Annotated in this window: 8 protein-coding genes; 2 read left to right on the top strand and 6 right to left on the bottom strand. The window is 36.4% G+C overall.

Translation table 11 applies throughout. From position 1 onward, the window contains the following. Positions 1–122: 122 nt before the first annotated feature. Both VB264_RS24205 and VB264_RS24210 read right to left on the bottom strand, forming a co-directional pair. Positions 123–1,772, bottom strand: a complete 1,650-nt coding sequence (locus tag VB264_RS24205) for an IS1182 family transposase (protein ID WP_323253866.1) — start codon at positions 1,770–1,772, stop codon at positions 123–125. 141 nt (positions 1,773–1,913) lie between these two features. Continuing rightward, positions 1,914–6,080, bottom strand: a complete 4,167-nt coding sequence (locus tag VB264_RS24210) for a T9SS type B sorting domain-containing protein (RefSeq protein ID WP_323253868.1) — start codon at positions 6,078–6,080, stop codon at positions 1,914–1,916. A 430-nt stretch (positions 6,081–6,510) separates the two neighbouring features. Between VB264_RS24210 and VB264_RS24215 the strand changes: the two genes are divergently transcribed. Beyond that, entirely contained in the window at positions 6,511–7,572 is a 1,062-nt protein-coding gene (locus tag VB264_RS24215; RefSeq protein WP_323253870.1) for a PorP/SprF family type IX secretion system membrane protein, read from the top strand. 114 nt (positions 7,573–7,686) lie between these two features. Here the strand turns inward: VB264_RS24215 and ettA are convergent, their stop codons facing one another. Beyond that, the gene (gene ettA / locus VB264_RS24220; protein WP_323253872.1) at positions 7,687–9,357 is read right to left on the bottom strand and encodes an energy-dependent translational throttle protein EttA; all 1,671 of its coding nucleotides are present in this window, start codon (positions 9,355–9,357) and stop codon (positions 7,687–7,689) included. A 582-nt stretch (positions 9,358–9,939) separates the two neighbouring features. Between ettA and VB264_RS24225 the strand changes: the two genes are divergently transcribed. After that, positions 9,940–11,220: a DUF349 domain-containing protein gene (locus VB264_RS24225; protein ID WP_323253874.1), complete on the top strand. Its 1,281-nt coding sequence runs from the start codon at positions 9,940–9,942 to the stop codon at positions 11,218–11,220. A gap of 127 nt (positions 11,221–11,347) precedes the next feature. On the opposite strand, the gene VB264_RS24230 is transcribed toward VB264_RS24225, so the two are convergent. The 3 genes from VB264_RS24230 to VB264_RS24240 all read right to left on the bottom strand — a co-directional run bounded on the left by VB264_RS24230 (position 11,348) and on the right by VB264_RS24240 (position 18,110). Then, a complete protein-coding gene (locus VB264_RS24230) occupies positions 11,348–14,389 on the bottom strand; it encodes a glycoside hydrolase family 3 N-terminal domain-containing protein (RefSeq protein ID WP_323253876.1) in 3,042 nt (1,013 codons plus the stop codon). Between the two features lie 360 nt (positions 14,390–14,749). Continuing rightward, the gene (locus VB264_RS24235; protein ID WP_323253878.1) at positions 14,750–17,221 is read right to left on the bottom strand and encodes a bifunctional YncE family protein/alkaline phosphatase family protein; all 2,472 of its coding nucleotides are present in this window, start codon (positions 17,219–17,221) and stop codon (positions 14,750–14,752) included. Positions 17,222–17,402: 181 nt separating this feature from the next. After that, complete coding sequence (locus VB264_RS24240; RefSeq protein WP_323253880.1) at positions 17,403–18,110, bottom strand: head GIN domain-containing protein; 708 nt, start codon at positions 18,108–18,110, stop codon at positions 17,403–17,405. Positions 18,111–18,326 lie beyond the last annotated feature (216 nt).

The following is an 18,326-nucleotide window of genomic DNA, read 5'->3' on the forward strand; positions in this document are numbered from 1 at the left end:
ATTTAGCGGAAGAGGTTTGAAAAGTGCCTTTGCCATGATTGAAGATTTACATAGCTAAAATACTAAATATCAATAACATAACAAAAAAAGACTGCCAATTACTTTTTGGACAGCCTCTTCTTTTAAGCGAATTTTATGTAATTATTGTTTAAGATATGTTTTACCCCCCAATACAACTGGTTTATAATTGTAAGGTAGTTTTTCAGGTTACTAATGTCTTTTGTAAGGTTTGTAAAGATATGATTATTCTTTTGTGTTGTCATTTTCCTAAAATTATGTCCAATTGCCATCAGTAAAAACTCTAATTCAACCTTTGGTAAGCTTCTCATAGTAAATCTAGTAAACTTATTATTACTTTTCATCTGCCCAAAAACAGCTTCGACTTCTATAGGTCGTTTACTTCTGTGCTCCAAACCTTTAGGGCTATTCAATAGCTCTTTGGCTTTAGCTTTTAGTTGGTTGAGGCGATGGTTTACTTGAATCACTCTATTGTCTTGGGATTGATGACATTGTTCTCGGAGGGGACAACCTATACAGTTTTTTGCCTGATAATGAGTTATATCTGCCTCGTATCCGTTCGATGAAGTACGTGTGGAAGTTGTTACTTTTTCCATAAATTGTCCTGCTGGACATACATACAAATCAAGGGCAGGGTGATAGGGTAGATTAGCTACTAAAAAGGGATTGTCCTTATGTTTTTTCTTTTGTTCTACATGGAAATAGTTATACTTGATATAGGCTTCTACTCTTTTAGCTTCAAGAAGTTCGTAGTTTTCTTGGCTTCCATAACCTGCATCAGCTACTACTTCTTTACTTTGCTGTTGATAGGCATTCTCAAAACCTTCAAGATGAGATTCCAAGGTTGTGGTGTCCGTTGCAGTTTGATGAATAGATACATGTGTGATAAACTGATTGTGAGTAGAGATTTGAGCATTGTAAGCAGGTTTGAGTTGCCCATTTTTCATGTGATCGTCTTTAAGACGCAGAAAGGTAGCATCATGGTCGGTTTTGCTAAATGAATTACGATTACCTAAAGTCTGTAAGTCTAGCTCATACTTCTCTAACTTGGGAAGATGCTCGTCTTGCAGTTTTTTGAGTTCTTTTTTCTGAGTTTTGGTGGGTGTTTTCAGTCGCTTGTTGATAGCTGACAATTGCTTTTTTAGTTCTTGAGAGTTGATAGATTGAGGCAATTCTTCTTTGTTAACTTCTTGATTATCTGACTGAATACTCCCTTCTATATCTGATAAAATCTGATGTATTTTTGTCTCTAACTTTGCCTTGTTTTTCTCAACAGACTTCTTCCACACAAAACTATAGCGATTACTAACCGACTCTATTTTTGTACCATCAATGTATTGTACTTCTAAACTTACATAGCCCATCGATACCAGCATCTTTACCAACTCTGCAAAGAGCTTATGGATGTGTTCTTTCAATATCTGTCCTCTAAAACTATTGATTGTCCTGAAATCTGGTATGCTATTTCCAGATATATACATAAAATGTATATTCTCTTCTAAAGCTTTAGCTATTTTGCGACAGGAGTAAACATTGCTCAAATAGCTGTAGAATAATACTTTAAGCAGCATACGTGGATGGTAGGCTGTAGTGCCACCCCCTTTGTAATGGCTCATGATATGGTTTATATCCAATTCATTGACAACCATCTCAACCAATCTTACGGGATGGTCAGCAGGAATCTTGTCAAAAATATTGACAGGGAAAAGTTCAGGAGAGTAAGCTGGAAGCTGTTTGAAAAGAGCCTTTGCCATAGGACTTTTTTTACCCTAATTTAATCATTTATACCCAAAATGTCAATAAAAGAGGCTGCCAAATACTTTTTGGACAGCCTCCTACATTCAATTCAGATAAAAAAACTGACATCCGAAGACCGAAACCCGACAGCCCAAAAGCTACCAAGCCACCGTAACAGCCCCTTGTTTTTTTAATGTACCTCTTTCGGGGAAGTATTCAGCGGTGTAAGTAATCTGCCAAACGAATGAATCTGGTTTTACTAATACCCCTTTGTATTTACCATCCCAACGGTCTTCTGGGCGTTTAGAGATGAATAATAACTCGCCCCAACGGTTAAAAATCTTTAATTCAAAATCTTTGATATGAGCTGTAAATACTTGAAATGAATCATTCTGAATATCGCCATTAGGCGTGAAAATATCAGGCACTAAAATGCTCGGTTCGCATCTATCTACCACATTAGTACTTGCGCGACTAGTACAACCTAACGTATTGGTTACTTCTACGGTATAAATCCCAACATTTGATACAAAAATACTTTGGTCGGTTTGTCCAGTAGGAAACCATCTATACGTTTGCCCTGCTCCGCCACCAGCATCCAATTTTATCGGTAAAGCATCTGGCACACAAAGTGGTAATTCAGATTTTAAAGGAATAAAAGGAGATGGTAATAAGCGAACAATAATGTCATCAGTAGCTCTGCAATTGCCAAGATTAGCATTTAACGTATATGTCCCTTGCTGAGTTGGATAAATAAAATTAGTTGTTTGCCCCGTATTCCAGCGATAAGTAACGCCCGATTCAAGATTAGTACCAATAAAATCAAACCCATTTCTACAAACATCTCTGTCTGCTCCTAAATCTACTTTTGGCGATTGAGCTATTTTAATCATGCTAGTTGAACTGCCGACACAACCATTTGTACCTGTTACTTCATAACTTACAATATCCGTTTTTGGATAAGGAGAAGGCGTATAAAGTCCGCCAGGAGTTACATTCGCTCCTTTCCAAACCCCTGCTGCTGGACTCGCTAATAACTGTATCGGGCGACTATTTTCGCATACTTCATTCGGAACACTAGGATTGATAACAGGAACAGGCTTGAAAGAAACTAAAGATTTAGCGGTGCTGACACACTTTCCTGTAGCATCCATAACTGTTACAGTATACTGACCAGCCCTAGAAACCTTAATTTCAGGCGTATTTTCACCCGTGCTCCATGATATTGTTCCAGTGTTAGCATTATTAGCCTTCAGAACAATCGTATCGCCTTGACAAACCAATGGGGGCACCGTAATACTTGTAACCGTTCTTGGGCGAATGGCGATGACTAAATTACTTTCAATATACTTACAGCCCGATGGGTCTGATAATTCTAAGGTATAAGTGCCAGCGCCAAGGTCGCTAATTAAGTAATTCCTAGATGATACCAATATTGAACCCACAGAGCCACTTCTAACAGAAGCGTCAGGATTGCCATTTAATTTTAAATCATACGTGGTAGGTTGAACACCACTATTCGTATTGACAGTAAAAGCGATTGAACCGCTATTGAGTACGTCGCAATAGGTATCAGTCGGTCTTACAATAATGTTTGGATTAGAACCCAAAGCCAATAAAGTAATATTGAACGTAGTATCACAAGAAATCGTGCTTTGAATAGATACACGATAGCTACCTGCTTCTATACCTTTCAATGAACTTTGCGTTTGACCTGCTATAGCAATCCCATCTTTATACCATACAAACGTATAGGTATCAGTAGGAGAGAGGTTTTGAATATCAATTTGCCCGTCTTTAATATTACAGCTACTCGGCAATTTTCTATTGACAATGAAACTTGGTTTGGGCAATGTTCGTACTGTAATCTGGTCTTTTACTTCACAATTCGTCGTACTCTCTTTGACTGTTACCGCATAAGTACCTGCACTAGTTACTACTATACTTGGTGTTGTTTGTCCAGTATTCCATAAAAAAGTAGTTGTTGTACTAGTGCCAGCATTGCTTGCCGATAAAACGAACGAAGCATTCTGGCAAATGGTAGTATCTGCACCTAAATTAAAAGGCTTGGCTGCATACAAATTTACATTTACAGAATCTTCGGCAATACAACCATTTTTCTCTACCAATACCGTATATTTTCCAGACTTCGTTGCTACTAAAGTACGAAGGGTATCTCTAGGCGAAAAAGTACCATTTATCAACCATGCATAGTGGCTATTAGGAAGGTTATTCTCAGCAGTCAAAGTAGTCGTATTCTGACAAAGATTAATATCATTGCCTAAATCGGCAGTAGGTATGGCAAAAATTTCGAACTCCTGTGGAGGCAGTAAAGTATCGGCCAAACATTGATTACCCATGTTTACAAAAACATGGTATTTGCCTGGGGCAAGGAAAGTGTAAGAAACCTTTAAGCCTGCATCGCCAGCGCCCCCATTTACGGTGTAAACGGGCGAACCGACGGGGGTATATTTCCCATCATTGCCAGCCTGAGGAGCAGGACCAGCATAAAATCTCCAGTTGGTTTTAGTATTTTTAAAGGTCTCTCCCTCACAAAGATGATTCGTCTGAAAATTAGAAGGCGAACCAAAACAAGTATCTGAAGCCATAATACCTACACCAGAATTTTTGGTAATGACAACCGTTGCCGTAGTGGGTAATCCCAATTGACTAGTTTTGCCACTTAAGCTAAAGGCATCTCTTTGATAGTATGAAGTATCAATTTTTATTTTATTGGTTTTGCTGTAAGATACAGTATCATTGGGCAGTTTTATCACTCCCAAGGTATCAGTACCTTGAACGGCAAGATAAATTTTTCCATCAGGCCCTAGCTGTACCGAACCATAGTATTCTTTTTTGGAAGAATCTAAGGTAATTTTTGATTTAGCTAAAGAAACAGAGTCTCCTTGGGTTAAATCATAGCGTAATAACGAAGAATATGAATCAGGCTTTTTAATGGTATCAGCCTTCATCGTCACAAACAGTGTTTTACTATCTGGAGAAAATTCAACGCCATACACCGTTGGTGGAGCGGGTCCTAAATCAATAATCCTTTTATTGGTAATTGCTCCCGTCGAATCTGCAAAGTCATACACTTCTACAAGATTTCTGGCACCTCCTGGGATGGCAATAGCTAGTTTAGTAGCATCTTGCGACACCTTTAAATATCCCTGCGCTTTCTCTACGGAATCTATTTTGGAGCCAATATTAATCGTTTTTGAAATAGAAATACCATTCTTCGTCACACGATACATACGGTAAGTATTTGTTTTATAATCGTGTGAGATGACCCAATAAGTAGAGTCTTTTTTAACAAAAGTTGAGATAAGGTTTTCCGTAGAAGAAACATCGTCTAAGGGAAGGTTTTTTTGGATAATTTTCCCTTTCCCTTGATTCAATCGGATATCAACAATTGAATACGTTAATTTCTTTTCACCATTAATTTCTGTTGTGGTAAAGATATAATAATATGACTGACAGCCCTGACAGCTAGGTTGTGGTACAATCACAGCCGATTGAGTAGAATACGAACTTCCCTTTAAAGTATCAGCAGGGTTAATTGCAGCCATTTCGTTACCATCTTTGTCATATACTTTTCGCCCGTCGGTATAAAATAATAAATTACCATTTTGGTCTGCTATCGACGATACCCCTTCTACTGTATTTAATTTCCCTTCAGTATCTGGTGTAGCTGAACCATTTGAGAACTTGATACCAGCATTATTCCCAAAGAACCAAGAAGTTTCTGGTGGTTTGGGAGGAGGAGGTACGCAAAGTTGAACATTGATTTTGTTTTGAGCCGAACATCCAGTTATCGTATCGGTTACTTGTACCGAATAACAGCTTGTTGTATCGGCAATAAGCGTCTGCGTAGAATCGCCTTTAGGAAACCATCGATATTTATATTGAGGTTGTGCACCCCCATTTCGATAAGGGTCTAAGAGTATTGTACTGCCCTTACAAATCGTCGTGTCTTGTTGTGATGGTGTTTGCCCCAAAAAGAAAGCTTGTGGAGGAGCATTAATCGTAATAGTTTTTGTATAAGTTACTGGAACACCATTTTCTGTACGAATAAGTGTTACTAATTTAGGACCGGGGGTAGAATATAAGTGTGCAGGATTTTGTAAAGTAGAAATGTTTTTTAGTGTACTGGTAGGGTCACCAAAATCCCATCGCCAAGCAGTTGCCACTATTGTACCTAAATCTTTAAAAATTGTTGCTGCTGTAGAATCCGAACATTCCGACAAACAAGTTTTTGTTGCACTGAATTGAGCACTAGCCGTGTTTGTACAAACCCATGTAATAAAAACACAGGTGATGAGCAAAAAAAAACGTTGTATGCTACTAATTCTAAACATTCTTTCGTTATAAAAATATAAATACTATTTGCTTTGATATAGACAGCTATTATACCTAAAAGGTTGGATGTGAAAATACTTATTATAAAAATTGATTTTAATAAAAAAATCTTCTTTAAATTTAGATTTTTCTGTGTTAAATAAACTAGAATTTATTGTTCATCGTTCAAATAAACAGAATTATCATCCGCCGATAATATAAACGAAATTTATAAGAGTATAGCACTTTTCTAACGGAATATAATGCTTAAAATTATAGAAAACACAAAATGGTGCAAAAATATGTGGATAAAGTACATTTTGTGGGTAAGAAATATTATCTGAATAAAAATATCTTATTAAGATTTAACATTACGATTTACTGTTGATAAAGATGCATTTAACTATTCCTAATTCCATGCTGCAAAGAATTTTCCTGTTTGTATTTTGTATGTTAACTTGGTCTTTTGCAGAGGCGCAAGACGCTCAATATTCACAGTTTTATGCAGCACCTATGTTCCTTAATCCAGCTTTTGCGGGGTCTGCAAAAGCAGCTCGTGTCAGTTTAAATCACAGAAATCAGTGGCCGTCGTTAAGTGCTAACTTTGTTACCTCTTCGCTTTCGGCTGATATGTATTTAGATAAAATCAACAGTGGCGTAGGGATATTACTTACCTCAGACCGTCAGTTTACCAACTTGGTAACTACGGATATAGGTGCGTTATATTCTTATCACCTTAAAATCAATGATGGATTAAGAGCAAACTTAGGGATACAAGGTTCGTATGTAACACGTGGTGTTAATTTTGCTGACTATACGTTTGGTGATCAAATTAACACTTATTTGACGACAGGAGCATATCCCCGCTATTCGTCTGATCAGATTTTACAAGGTGGTAACAATTTAACTCCTCAATTAAAATATTGGGATTTTTCAACAGGTGCTCTTTTGTATGGAGAGCAATTTTGGGTGGGGGCTTCATTCCATCATATCAATCAACCTAACCAGTCATTTTCTAATGCAAATGCAGCCTTGCCTATGCGAATAGGTATTCAGGCAGGGTTTAATATTCCTTTGGCCGACTATATGTTGGGGAATAATCTTGGCGATGCAGTTGATAAAGAAAAAAGTATTACCCCTGTGGTTCACTACAGACGTCAAGGGCAATCAGACCAATTAGATGTGGGTGCTTATTTAACTTATTCCCCTATCGTAATTGGTGCATGGTATAGAGGTATTCCTTTGAAATCGTATAAAAAAGATAATGTAAGTATCGTTAGCCACGACGCCTTGGTGTTTTTGGTAGGCTATCGTCAAGACAATTTTTCTATTGGTTACAGCTACGATGCCACCATTTCTTCCCTAAGCTCTACAGGTGGTGCTCATGAACTATCAATTTCTTATATTTTCACGGATTTGATTCAGTCTAAAAAAAGTAATCGTCCAAGAAAAGGAGAACTAAAGTGTCCGAAGTTTTAAAATTTTTATACAAAGCCTGATTTTTCTAAGGGCTTGATAATTAATAAATTGAAAAGCAAAAACAGCTCACTTGTCATAAGTGAGCTGTTTTTGCTTTTAGTATACAGAATAGTTTTATTCTCCCAACTTCTTATAACGAATACGTTTTGGCGTAGCATCGTTACCTAAACGTTTTTTACGGTTTTCTTCATAATCAGAGAAGTTTCCTTCAAACCAATATACTTGTGAATTACCTTCAAATGCTAAAATATGCGTGGCGATTCTATCTAAGAACCATCTATCATGGGAGATGACTACCGCACAACCACCAAAGTTTTCAAGGGCCTCTTCTAAGGCACGTAATGTGTTTACGTCCAAATCATTGGTAGGTTCATCTAGTAATAAGAGGTTGGCACCTTCTTTCAGCATCATCGCCAAATGTACACGGTTACGCTCTCCACCCGAAAGGTTACCAATTTTCTTTTCTTGATCGGCACCGTTGAAATTGAATTTACTTACATAAGCACGAGCATTTACTTGCTTGCCTCCCAACATAGTATGTTCTGTACCACCAGAAATGGTTTCAAAAACAGATTTTTCGCCTTTCAACAGGTTATGTTCTTGGTCAACATACGCCATTTGTACGGTATCACCTACTTCAAATGTTCCAGCATCTGGCTGAGCTTGCCCAGTAATCAATTTAAATAACGTAGTTTTACCCGCACCATTTGGCCCGATTACCCCAACAATACCCGCAGGTGGTAACGAGAAGGTGAGGTTATCAAATAATAATTTATCTCCGTAAGCCTTTGTTACATTGTTTACTTCAATTACTTTATTGCCTAGTCGTGGACCAGCAGGGATAAATAATTCTAGCTTATCTTCTTTCTGACGGTTTTCTTCCGACATCAATTTATCATATGCCTCTAAACGTGCTTTAGATTTTGCCTGACGTGCTTTTGGTGCCATGCGTACCCATTCTAATTCACGTTGTAATGTTTTCTGACGACGAGATTCCGTCTTTTCTTCTTGTGCCAAACGATTTTGTTTTTGCTCTAACCAAGAAGAATAATTTCCTTTCCAAGGAATACCTTCGCCTCTGTCTAATTCTAAAATCCAACCTGCTACGTTGTCAAGGAAATAACGGTCGTGGGTTACGGCAATTACTGTTCCTTTATATTGACGTAAATGTTCTTCTAACCACAAAACCGACTCGGCATCCAAGTGGTTGGTAGGTTCATCTAATAAAAGTACATCTGGCTCTTGTAGTAGCAAACGACATAAAGCAACACGGCGTTTTTCACCCCCAGAAAGGTTGGCAACGTTGGCGTCCGAAGGCGGACAACGCAAGGCATCCATGGCTCTTTCTAAGCGAGTATCTAATTCCCAAGCATTATAGTGGTCTAATTTTTCTTGAACTTCTCCTTGGCGTTCTAAAAGCTTATCAAAATCTGCATCAGGGTCACCAAAAGCTTCGTTGATGTCGTCGAATTCTTTTAATAAAGCAACAATTTCAGCCACACCTTCTTCTACTACTTCCTTCACAGTTTTAGTAGGGTCAAGCTCTGGCTCTTGTTCCAACATTCCGACAGAATAACCCGCCGAGAAAACAATATCACCAGTATAGCTTTTATCCTTACCAGCAATAATTCTTAAAAGTGAAGATTTCCCAGAACCGTTTAGACCTAAAACTCCAATTTTTGCTCCGTAGAAAAATGATAAGTAGATATTTTTGAGTATTTGTTTTTGGGGTGGAACGGTTTTAGAAACACGTTCCATAGAAAAAATAATGGTTTCCTGACTCATCGGGTTAATTTATCGTTTAATGTAATTTTTATCAATTCAAAAAAATGCCAAGGCTCATGCAACAGAAAACAGTTTTCCTTGTCATTTAATTACGAACAATTTATTTCAAATAAATTTTATAATCATTTATTCAAAGATAGTATATTTAATCAAAGCCTGCTTACCTTTCTTGTATCATAGCTGTATTTGTCATTTAAATCGCTTAATTTAAGCAATACGTATATTATTAAATAATAATTTAACTATTTGAGGTTCACTTATATTCATTTATCGTTTATTTTGGGCTGTATTTAAGCATTAAAATAAAAAAGTTATGAATAGTTTGATAATGTAAACAAATCATTAGATTTTTTGCTGAAAATCAGTAAATTGCGAAAAATTTAGGTGTAAGAAGAGTTTCCATTTTCAAAATTTGTTAATTTTAGAATTTTGAAATTATTTTCAATTAGATTCGTTTCATTAATAATAGAAAAATCAGACTTTTTAAACAATCACAAAACTACTAAAATAAATTCAACCTAAACCATGAATCTCTTAGAGTTATGAGCCTTGCCAGACACTCTAATCATGTAATGTAAACCAATGGAAAATACAGTTAAGAACTCCGCCGACTATGGCTATTGTAAAGATGGTAAGGTCTATTTAAAAGGATATTCAGAATATCCAGAACGTCAGATTGGTGTTGTTAGAAACACAGAAGAGGAGGCCTTACAATATTTCGTTAATCGTTTTACGATTGCTGAAAATAAAGTAGCCTTACTTTTTGAACAAGTAGAAGAAGCTCAGAACAAAGGTTCTTACCTTACCAAACTACTTCAGCTTCGCAAAAATCTTGTAGAATTTGATGGCTTAGGAAATTTTATGCCCTTACTCGAACGTTTGGATGGCTTAGAATTGGAATTAAGAGAGCTTATTCTACACAACCAAATCAAAAATCTTGAGATAAAAAGAGCTTTGATTGAGGAGTTGAGAGAAGCAAGTAAGAGCGAAGAGTGGGCAGAAACTACAGAGGCCATTATGGAAATAAAAACCAAATGGTTGAAAACAGGCCCTGTTGATAAATCTTTACAAGATAGCGTTGAAGAAGAATTCAATGCGATTGTAGATGATTTCTTCGTGAGACGCCGTGAATATTACGCTGAGAAAAACAGAATCATTGACGAAAAACTTGCGACACTTCAACGTATTGTTGATGATGCTCGTAATTTACGTTATGAAAAAGATGTAGATGCTGGATTCCTTAAAATTAAGGATTTACAACGTGAATGGAAAACAATTAGTCAGGTTCCGCCTAAAAAGCAAAGTCAACTTTGGAAACAGTTCAAACGTTCAAGTGATTTCTTCTTTGAGCGCTACAACCGTGAAAAAGGTATTGTATCAACCCCAAGAGTTGATCCAAGAGTACAGCAGATGAAGGATATGACCACCGAATTGGAAGGATTATTCAAACAACAAGAATTAATTCCACAAACTTCGGAAAAGGCAAAAGGATATTTAGTAAAATGGAAAGAGCTATCGGCTCTTGCTAAAAATGTTGATAGAGGAATTGCTGAACGTTTCAGAAATATCTGTGATAAGATTTTCGAAATGAATTATTTGTTAAGAGTAATTAGCTATCGTCACCCTGCTTTGCATGAAAAACCAAGAATTGAGCAATTGAAAATCATGATTAATCAAATGGATTACATGACTAAAAAAGAGAAAAACGAACTAGATTCATTTATCTCTGATGCTAATTACAATGGTCAAATGGGAGATAAGTTGGTGATGAATAAAATCAACACGCAAAAACGTAAAATCTCTATGAAAGAAACATTACTAATTGAGTTCAAGAAAGAGCTTGAGATTTTGTTAGACCAGTAGATTTTGTTTAGACTTTAAGATTGAAGATTCAAGACAAAAGTAGTAAGACTAAAGATTACTAGTAATTTGAATTGAGATAAGAGTATAAAAGCCTCCTGATACAAATCGGGAGGCTTTTATACTCTTATTACTTTACATCCTCAATTGACCTATAAACTACATCCATTACTTTTCTTCTGACTTTTAAGGCGTTTATTTTATTGTTACTCACAGAAGGATGTACTCTGTTTGATAAAAATATAAATACTAACTCTTTTTCTGGGTCTACCCAAACCAACGTACCCGTATAACCTGAATGTCCATAAGAATTGGGCGAAACGGAAGCTGAAATGTAATTACTTTCACCATCAGCTGGAAGTTTGTCCCATCCCAAAGCTCTTTCCCCTTTTGGAGAAACACTGTTCGTAAAAGTATTGATGGTTTCTTCATTATAAAAAATCAAGTTATTGATGCTTCCTTTTTCAAGGTTCATCTCAAACAACTTCACCAAATCTGACGCTGAACTAAATACGCCAGCATGACCAGATACTCCACCGAGCATCGCTGCGGTTTGGTCTTGAACAGTTCCTTGTAGATTTCTTTCTCTGAACAAACGGTCGTTTTCAGTAGGTGCTATCTTGGCTTTCTCTATTCTTTTTAACGGATTAAAGCCTGTCGTTTTCATGCCTAGTGGTTCATATAGATAGGACGATGTAAAGACATCTAATCCTTGCCCAAGGATTCGTTCAACTATATGTTGCATAATCATGAAGCCCAAATCGCTATATACATAGCTAAAAGAGCCATCGCGGTCGTGTTTATTAATTAAAGGTGATTTTATTACCCATTTCCAAACAGAGTCTCTGATAGCCGTTTTGGCATACATGTCATCTGCTACTTGTAATGGATAGTCTAATGATTGCGTAGTACTATAAAACTCTTTTTTCCATCCTAAAGGAATGCGTGTTCTTTCCCAGAATGGAATATAAGCAACCAATCCTGCCTGATGCCAGAGGATATTGCGAATCGTCATATTTTCTTTATTGGTTCCTCTGAGTTCTGGAAGATAAGTAACTATTTTTTCATCCAGATTAATCTTCTTTTGGTCATAAAGATACATAACGGCTTGGAGCGTTGCCGATACTTTTGTAACTGATGCCAAATCATATACCGTTTGGTTAGTCACTGGTGGGCTATTGGGTTCATATCCAAGTTGCCCATAGTTTTTATTCAAAATGATCTTACCTTTTCTGGCAACTAATACCTGACAACCTGGAAATACTTTTTGATTAATGGATGAAACAATAATTGGGTCAATGCCTTTCAGTACATCCGAACTCATTCCCACACTTTCAGGGGATGCTTTTTCTAGTTGACCTTGTTTTCTTAGCGTAATACCATCCCCTGCAATGTATAGATTTTCTACAGAAACTGGCAATTTTCCTGTAGCGGGTATCTGCCCGAATAATACTTTTGCCATTGCTGAATAAGCGGCTTCGTCGTCTTCGTATCCACATACCAAATTAGAGACCTCTGGAAAGAATTTTAGACTATAAGGATTCCCAAACACACACACTACAATATTTGGGGTCTTTTTCTCCAATCTTTTAATAAAATCTTGTACGCCATAATTCAAGTCTAATCTACTGGCAGATTTTTTATTGATATTATGAACACTTAGAATGACGGTATGGGTAGAATCTACATTTTTGAGTACCTCATTGAATAAACCTTCATCATTTTTGGCTACGCTAGCATACTGAGCCATTGGTACAACAGCACTTAAAGCTTGTTGAAAACGGTTGTTAGTGGCGATATCTAAGCTGACAGAAACCAACTTATTATTATCTGGTGCAAGGGGCAAAAGTTTTCTAGTATCTTTTACTACAGTAATGGCATTGTCAAATAACTCTTGTTTGATTTGTTGTGCCTGAGGAGTATGTAAGTCCTGATATAAATTATTGGCTTCTATGTACTTGAATTGATTTAACCCTACCCAATATTTGGCGTGTAATATTTTCTTTACACGACTATCTATGTCTGTTTGTTTAATCAATCCCGACTGTATGGCATCTTTGATTTTATTGATGCCTTCTGGAATATTTTCAGAATATAACAAGATGTCGTTTCCTGCTACAAAGGCCTGCAAATCTATTTCAGCAGACGATGCACCTTGTCCATTACGAACTCCTTTCATATTCAAGGCATCGGTAATTACTAGGCCCTTAAAGCCCATTTCTTTTTTTAATAGATTGGTAATGATGCTCTGTGAAAGCGTTGCTGGTCGCCAATCATAAAAAGGTATTTGTAAATGACCCACTATCATACTCTTGATAGAATCATCAATCAATTGTTTGAAAGGAACCAATTCAATATTGTGCATACGTTCGAAACCATACGACACTTGTGGGAGTGTAAAGTGGGAGTCTGTATGGGTATCGCCATGACCCGGAAAATGTTTAGCACAGGCTAAAAGCTGGTTGTTTTGCATGCCTTTCATATAGGCACTACTTTTAGCCGCTACATTTTCAGGAATTTCGCCAAAAGAACGAAAGCCAATAATAGGGTTTTGTGGATTAGAATTAATATCTACTACGGGTGCAAAATTCAAATGAATCCCGAGGCGTTTACACTGGCGAGCAATCTCAGTACCCATGTTATAAATCAGTGAGTTGTCTTGGATAGCTCCCAACGTAATTTGTTTAGGAAAAGCCATCGTAGCATTGACACGCATAGCCAATCCCCATTCGCCATCTATGCCGATTAACAAAGGTATTTTGGTCGTTGACTGAAATCGATTGTTTAGATTAGTATAAGCCGTTGGGTCGCCCTGAAAGAAAATTAACCCACCGATATAATTATTTTGTATAAGGCTTTCAAGCTTTTTGAAATGAGCTTCCCCGTAAGTTGGGTTTACAGCCACCATAAAAAACTGACCAATTTTTTGGTCGTTCTCCATCGTAGCAAATACGCTATCAACCCATTGATTTTCTAGTAATTGACTATTGTTAATAAATTTGGTTGGATTTAATACACGCTGTTTCTTAACAAATTGCTTTGTTATAGTTGCTTCCTTTTTCGCTGTTAGGGGATACAAAAAACTATTATTTAATGCCCCGATAAGTGGTAGTTTTAGTACGAACCAAAGGAGAATAAGTGTAATCGAAAACCAAGAAAACTGCTTATACATTTTATCAATTAATGGTTGGGATACAAATAAAAAAGATACAAAACTACAATAAAATTAACGCTAATTAAATAGGAAGAGAAAATTTGAAAGTATAAAAATAAACCTAAATGATAATGCAGGTTAGCTGGAGGAAGATGGGAGGTATTAAAATACTACTGATTAGATAACGAAGAATATGGGAATATTATGCGGATTTTTATTGGTTTTGTTTCGATAAATTATCTTGTATTACAAACAGTGGGGGGCAGATTATTATGTATATTAATGGTTTTACTTATTACTTGTTAGGTCTTATGGATACTACCTAAGACCTAACAAGTAATAATCTATTATTGACTTTATTGGGAGATTAATTCAAAACTAATCGTCATCATCTTCCTTTTCAATGTTAGCAGGAATTTTCACAAAAGCACTTCTTTTAGGAGGAGGCATTTTACTGTTTTCTCCACGCATTACTTTCCAAATATCTTCATTGAATGCTAAATCTGGTGCGGCATCTTCATGACTAAAATCAAAATTAGTTTTGCGTTTTCCTGTATTGATAGCCACATTTCTTTGGTTAATATCCACATTAGCGGGTAAAGCTTTGAAGGTAGTTAAATCGATATTTTTAGTAAAACATCTAAACAAGGGAGTTGCGGCGGCATCGTATTGGCTCATTGGAGGTAATCCTAAAATCAATTCCATTGTTCTAAGCATACCTGCGGTAGAATACATAGTATGGTCTATAAACTTCCTTTTAGTATAGGGACTCACTACATAAGCCGTAGAGCGGTGGGCATCCACATGGTCAGAACCATTTTGAGCATCATCCTCTAGGATAAATACGACTGACTCTTTCCAGATTTTAGATTTTGATAGGTGTTCAATAAAGTTGCCAACAGCCAAATCGTTGTCAGCTATGCAGGCTTCAACACTAAATGCTCCTTTTTTAGAACCAGAGGTATGATCATTTCCCATACGAATGCTACTGAAACGAGGAACTGCATTAATGGCTAATAAAGAATCAAAATCTATTTCCCATTGTTTTTCACGGTCCGAATCTTTAAAGTTCATGTCCCAACCCTTATACATTTTACAAACATTCCCCTTTACACCTTCATAATTGCCTTCTGGTTCATCAGCAAATTCTCCATACGTTCTAAAAGGAATTTTGGCTCTTTTACAATAATCCCAAATGAATCCATTTTTAGGATAAGCAATTTCTCTTTGCCCTTCATAGTCATACGAACCACCTCTTCCACCATAACTTGTTACCCAGTTCTTTTCAACATAGTCGTTTGCATAAGCAGCAGTAGACCAATTATGCCCGTCGGCAGAAACTTCAGCATCAACATAAAAATTATCTAAAAGCACATAGTCTTTCACAATTTTATGTTGATTGGGCGTTAAGTTTTCTGGAAAGATGCAAAGAGACAAATCTCCATTTCCTTCTTTTACATCCCCTAATACTTGGTCATAAGTACGATTCTCTTTGATGATGTAAAAGACATATTTGATAGGAGATTTTTCACCCACTTTCATCGGGATAGGATTATCGCTTTCGCCCATCGCCATCGCTTCAACTTGTTTGCTATAAGGCGTATTCTGAAAAACAACTTGCGAATAGCTTGCTAATGTTTGCTCAGTAGGTACATCAATGATAGACATCGTACCTTTCAAAATACCTGCAATGTATTCCACTACTTCCTTATTGGCTTCAGGGTTAGCGCCTACTTCTTGCGGTTTCTTTTTGGCCATTGGATTTGGACCTTTAGGATTTGGTTTTGAACTAAAGCCTTTTCCATTGGTTACATAAATTTTATCACCAATGGTTTTTACAGCAGTTGGATACCAGCCTGTTGGAATAAAGCCTTTTGATAAGCTTTTGCCTTTTTGAGTAATATCAAAAACAGCAAGGCAGTTATTATCGGCATTTGCGATATACAAAGTCTTCTCGTCGGGCGAAAGCGCCACAGCATTAGGTGTTGAACCAATAGGAGCATTTGGGTACAGAGAAGCTGAAATATGTTCAATCAAAGTGTGGGTAGCCGTTTCAATGACAGAAACGGTATTATCGTTTCCATTGGGTACGAATAAGTACTTTTCGTCTTTTGTAAACACCATATCATTCGGATGGCTATTGGTAGGAATTTCTGCTACAATTTTGCTTTGAACAGTGTTATAAGCAATCACTTTAGCACCTCCCCAAAGCGTAATGTATAACTCATTACTTTTGGAAGCCATCATACAAGTATACGGCTCGGCACTTAGTTTTTCTTCTTTAATTACCTTTTTAGTAGCTAAATCACAGATAAATAATGATTTTGAATCTTTGGCGACTACATATAGCCGATTATTCTTGGTATCTATACAAATTCCTGCGGGCGAAATTTTAGCTTTTGGATAGGCTTCCCCTAATTTAATTTCACCATCTTGGATTAACTTTTGATTTTCTATTTTGTAAATCACTACGATATTATCGTTACCACCTGACGCATACAAATATTTTTCATCATCACTAAAGGCTAACCCTACCCAAGATTTTTTGATGATAACATCATCTAATATTTGTTCAGTAGCTACATCAATCAATGTAATGCTTTGTGTGCTTTGCCCATTGTTGGTAACTGCCAATAATTTTTGTGAGGGAGAAACCACTAGGTTTAATGGTAAATCATTAAGTTGTATGCTATTGCCAACAGGGGTTAATGACCACCCATTTGGCAAGGTAACTCTTTTTGCAATTAGACTTTCAAGAAGAAGATCTTTACCATTTTGATGTTGCGTTTGTTTGGGATTACAAGCAACGCATAACAAAATTATAGCCATTGAATAAAGTAAAGATTTCATGTGTTGGAATGGTTTGTTCAGAAATATATTTGATAAACAAGAATACAATAGCAATTGCTATTTGTAACCCTAAATTTAACAAATGGCTTTTATAAAAGTTATAAATATTTGTTATCATCTTATAAACAAAAAAAGTCAGCCCAAATCTGAACTGACCTTTGAATACTAAGCAAATAGCAATTTATTGTTTATGAATATCTGAACCCCCTGTTGAACTTGACTTTACAACTCTTGCATTTCCTTTATGATATACGTCGCTACCACCTGTAGCAGAAATACTGATTTCTTTTTCAGCCCATACATAAGCATCTGAACCACCTGTAGACGATACACTGCAATAACTTGTTTTTAAACCAGTAGCTTTTAAATCACTTCCACCCGTGGAAGTAGCTTTAAATACGGTTGCAGTACCTGTTAAAAAAACATCTGAACCTCCTGTGGTGTGACATGTAAGTTCGTCAGCATCTACTTCTAGTTTAATATCCGACCCGCCCGTTGCACTTACATTCAATTTAATTAAATCTAATTTGTTTTCTGAATAAACATCAGAGCCCCCTGTCGCAGAAATACCCGTAATATCTTTGATAGTAACGTAGACTTTTACTGGTTTTGAATTCCAGTTGAACCAACTCCATTTAGAGTTTTCAACATAGATATTCAAGCCACCATCTTTGATTTCAGTAATGATATTATCTTGTTTGTCTTTATCAGCACTAACCGTTACAGATTCAGCGCTACCTTGTTTGATATATAAATCAATACCACTGGTAACACGAATCGTTTTGAAGCCCGTAATTGAGCGATTTTCCTTAGTCGTTTGTGCCGAAACCTCGATAACAGAGATGATGGTAACAAGTAATATTAAAAGAGATTTAGTTAAATTTTTCATAATATGTTAATTGATTGTGAATGACTAATTTATCAGTGAATGAATTGTAAAGGATTAAAATTCTTTTCTATCTAAGAAATCAAGATTATTACTCTATGTGTGCTTGCCTAAAATAGGTTGACAGATTTATTATCCTGTTTAATTTACTTAAAATTGTAATATAGTTTGATTTGGGTCTGTTTTTTTTGTTCCATCGGATGTCCAAATGTTTAATTT

Source organism: Arcicella aquatica (assembly GCF_034928825.1).
Taxonomy (GTDB): Bacteria; Bacteroidota; Bacteroidia; order Cytophagales; family Spirosomataceae; genus Arcicella; species Arcicella aquatica.

Bases quoted from the DNA above. Each gene is read 5' to 3' on its own strand.
- VB264_RS24205 (WP_323253866.1), bottom strand. From the start codon at position 1,772: ATGGCAAAGGCTCTTTTCAAACAGCTTCCAGCTTACTCTCCTGAACTT.
- VB264_RS24215 (WP_323253870.1), top strand. From the start codon at position 6,511: ATGCTGCAAAGAATTTTCCTGTTTGTATTTTGTATGTTAACTTGGTCT.
- ettA (WP_323253872.1), bottom strand. From the start codon at position 9,357: ATGAGTCAGGAAACCATTATTTTTTCTATGGAACGTGTTTCTAAAACC.
- VB264_RS24225 (WP_323253874.1), top strand. From the start codon at position 9,940: ATGGAAAATACAGTTAAGAACTCCGCCGACTATGGCTATTGTAAAGAT.
- VB264_RS24230 (WP_323253876.1), bottom strand. From the start codon at position 14,389: ATGTATAAGCAGTTTTCTTGGTTTTCGATTACACTTATTCTCCTTTGG.
- VB264_RS24235 (WP_323253878.1), bottom strand. From the start codon at position 17,221: ATGAAATCTTTACTTTATTCAATGGCTATAATTTTGTTATGCGTTGCT.
- VB264_RS24240 (WP_323253880.1), bottom strand. From the start codon at position 18,110: ATGAAAAATTTAACTAAATCTCTTTTAATATTACTTGTTACCATCATC.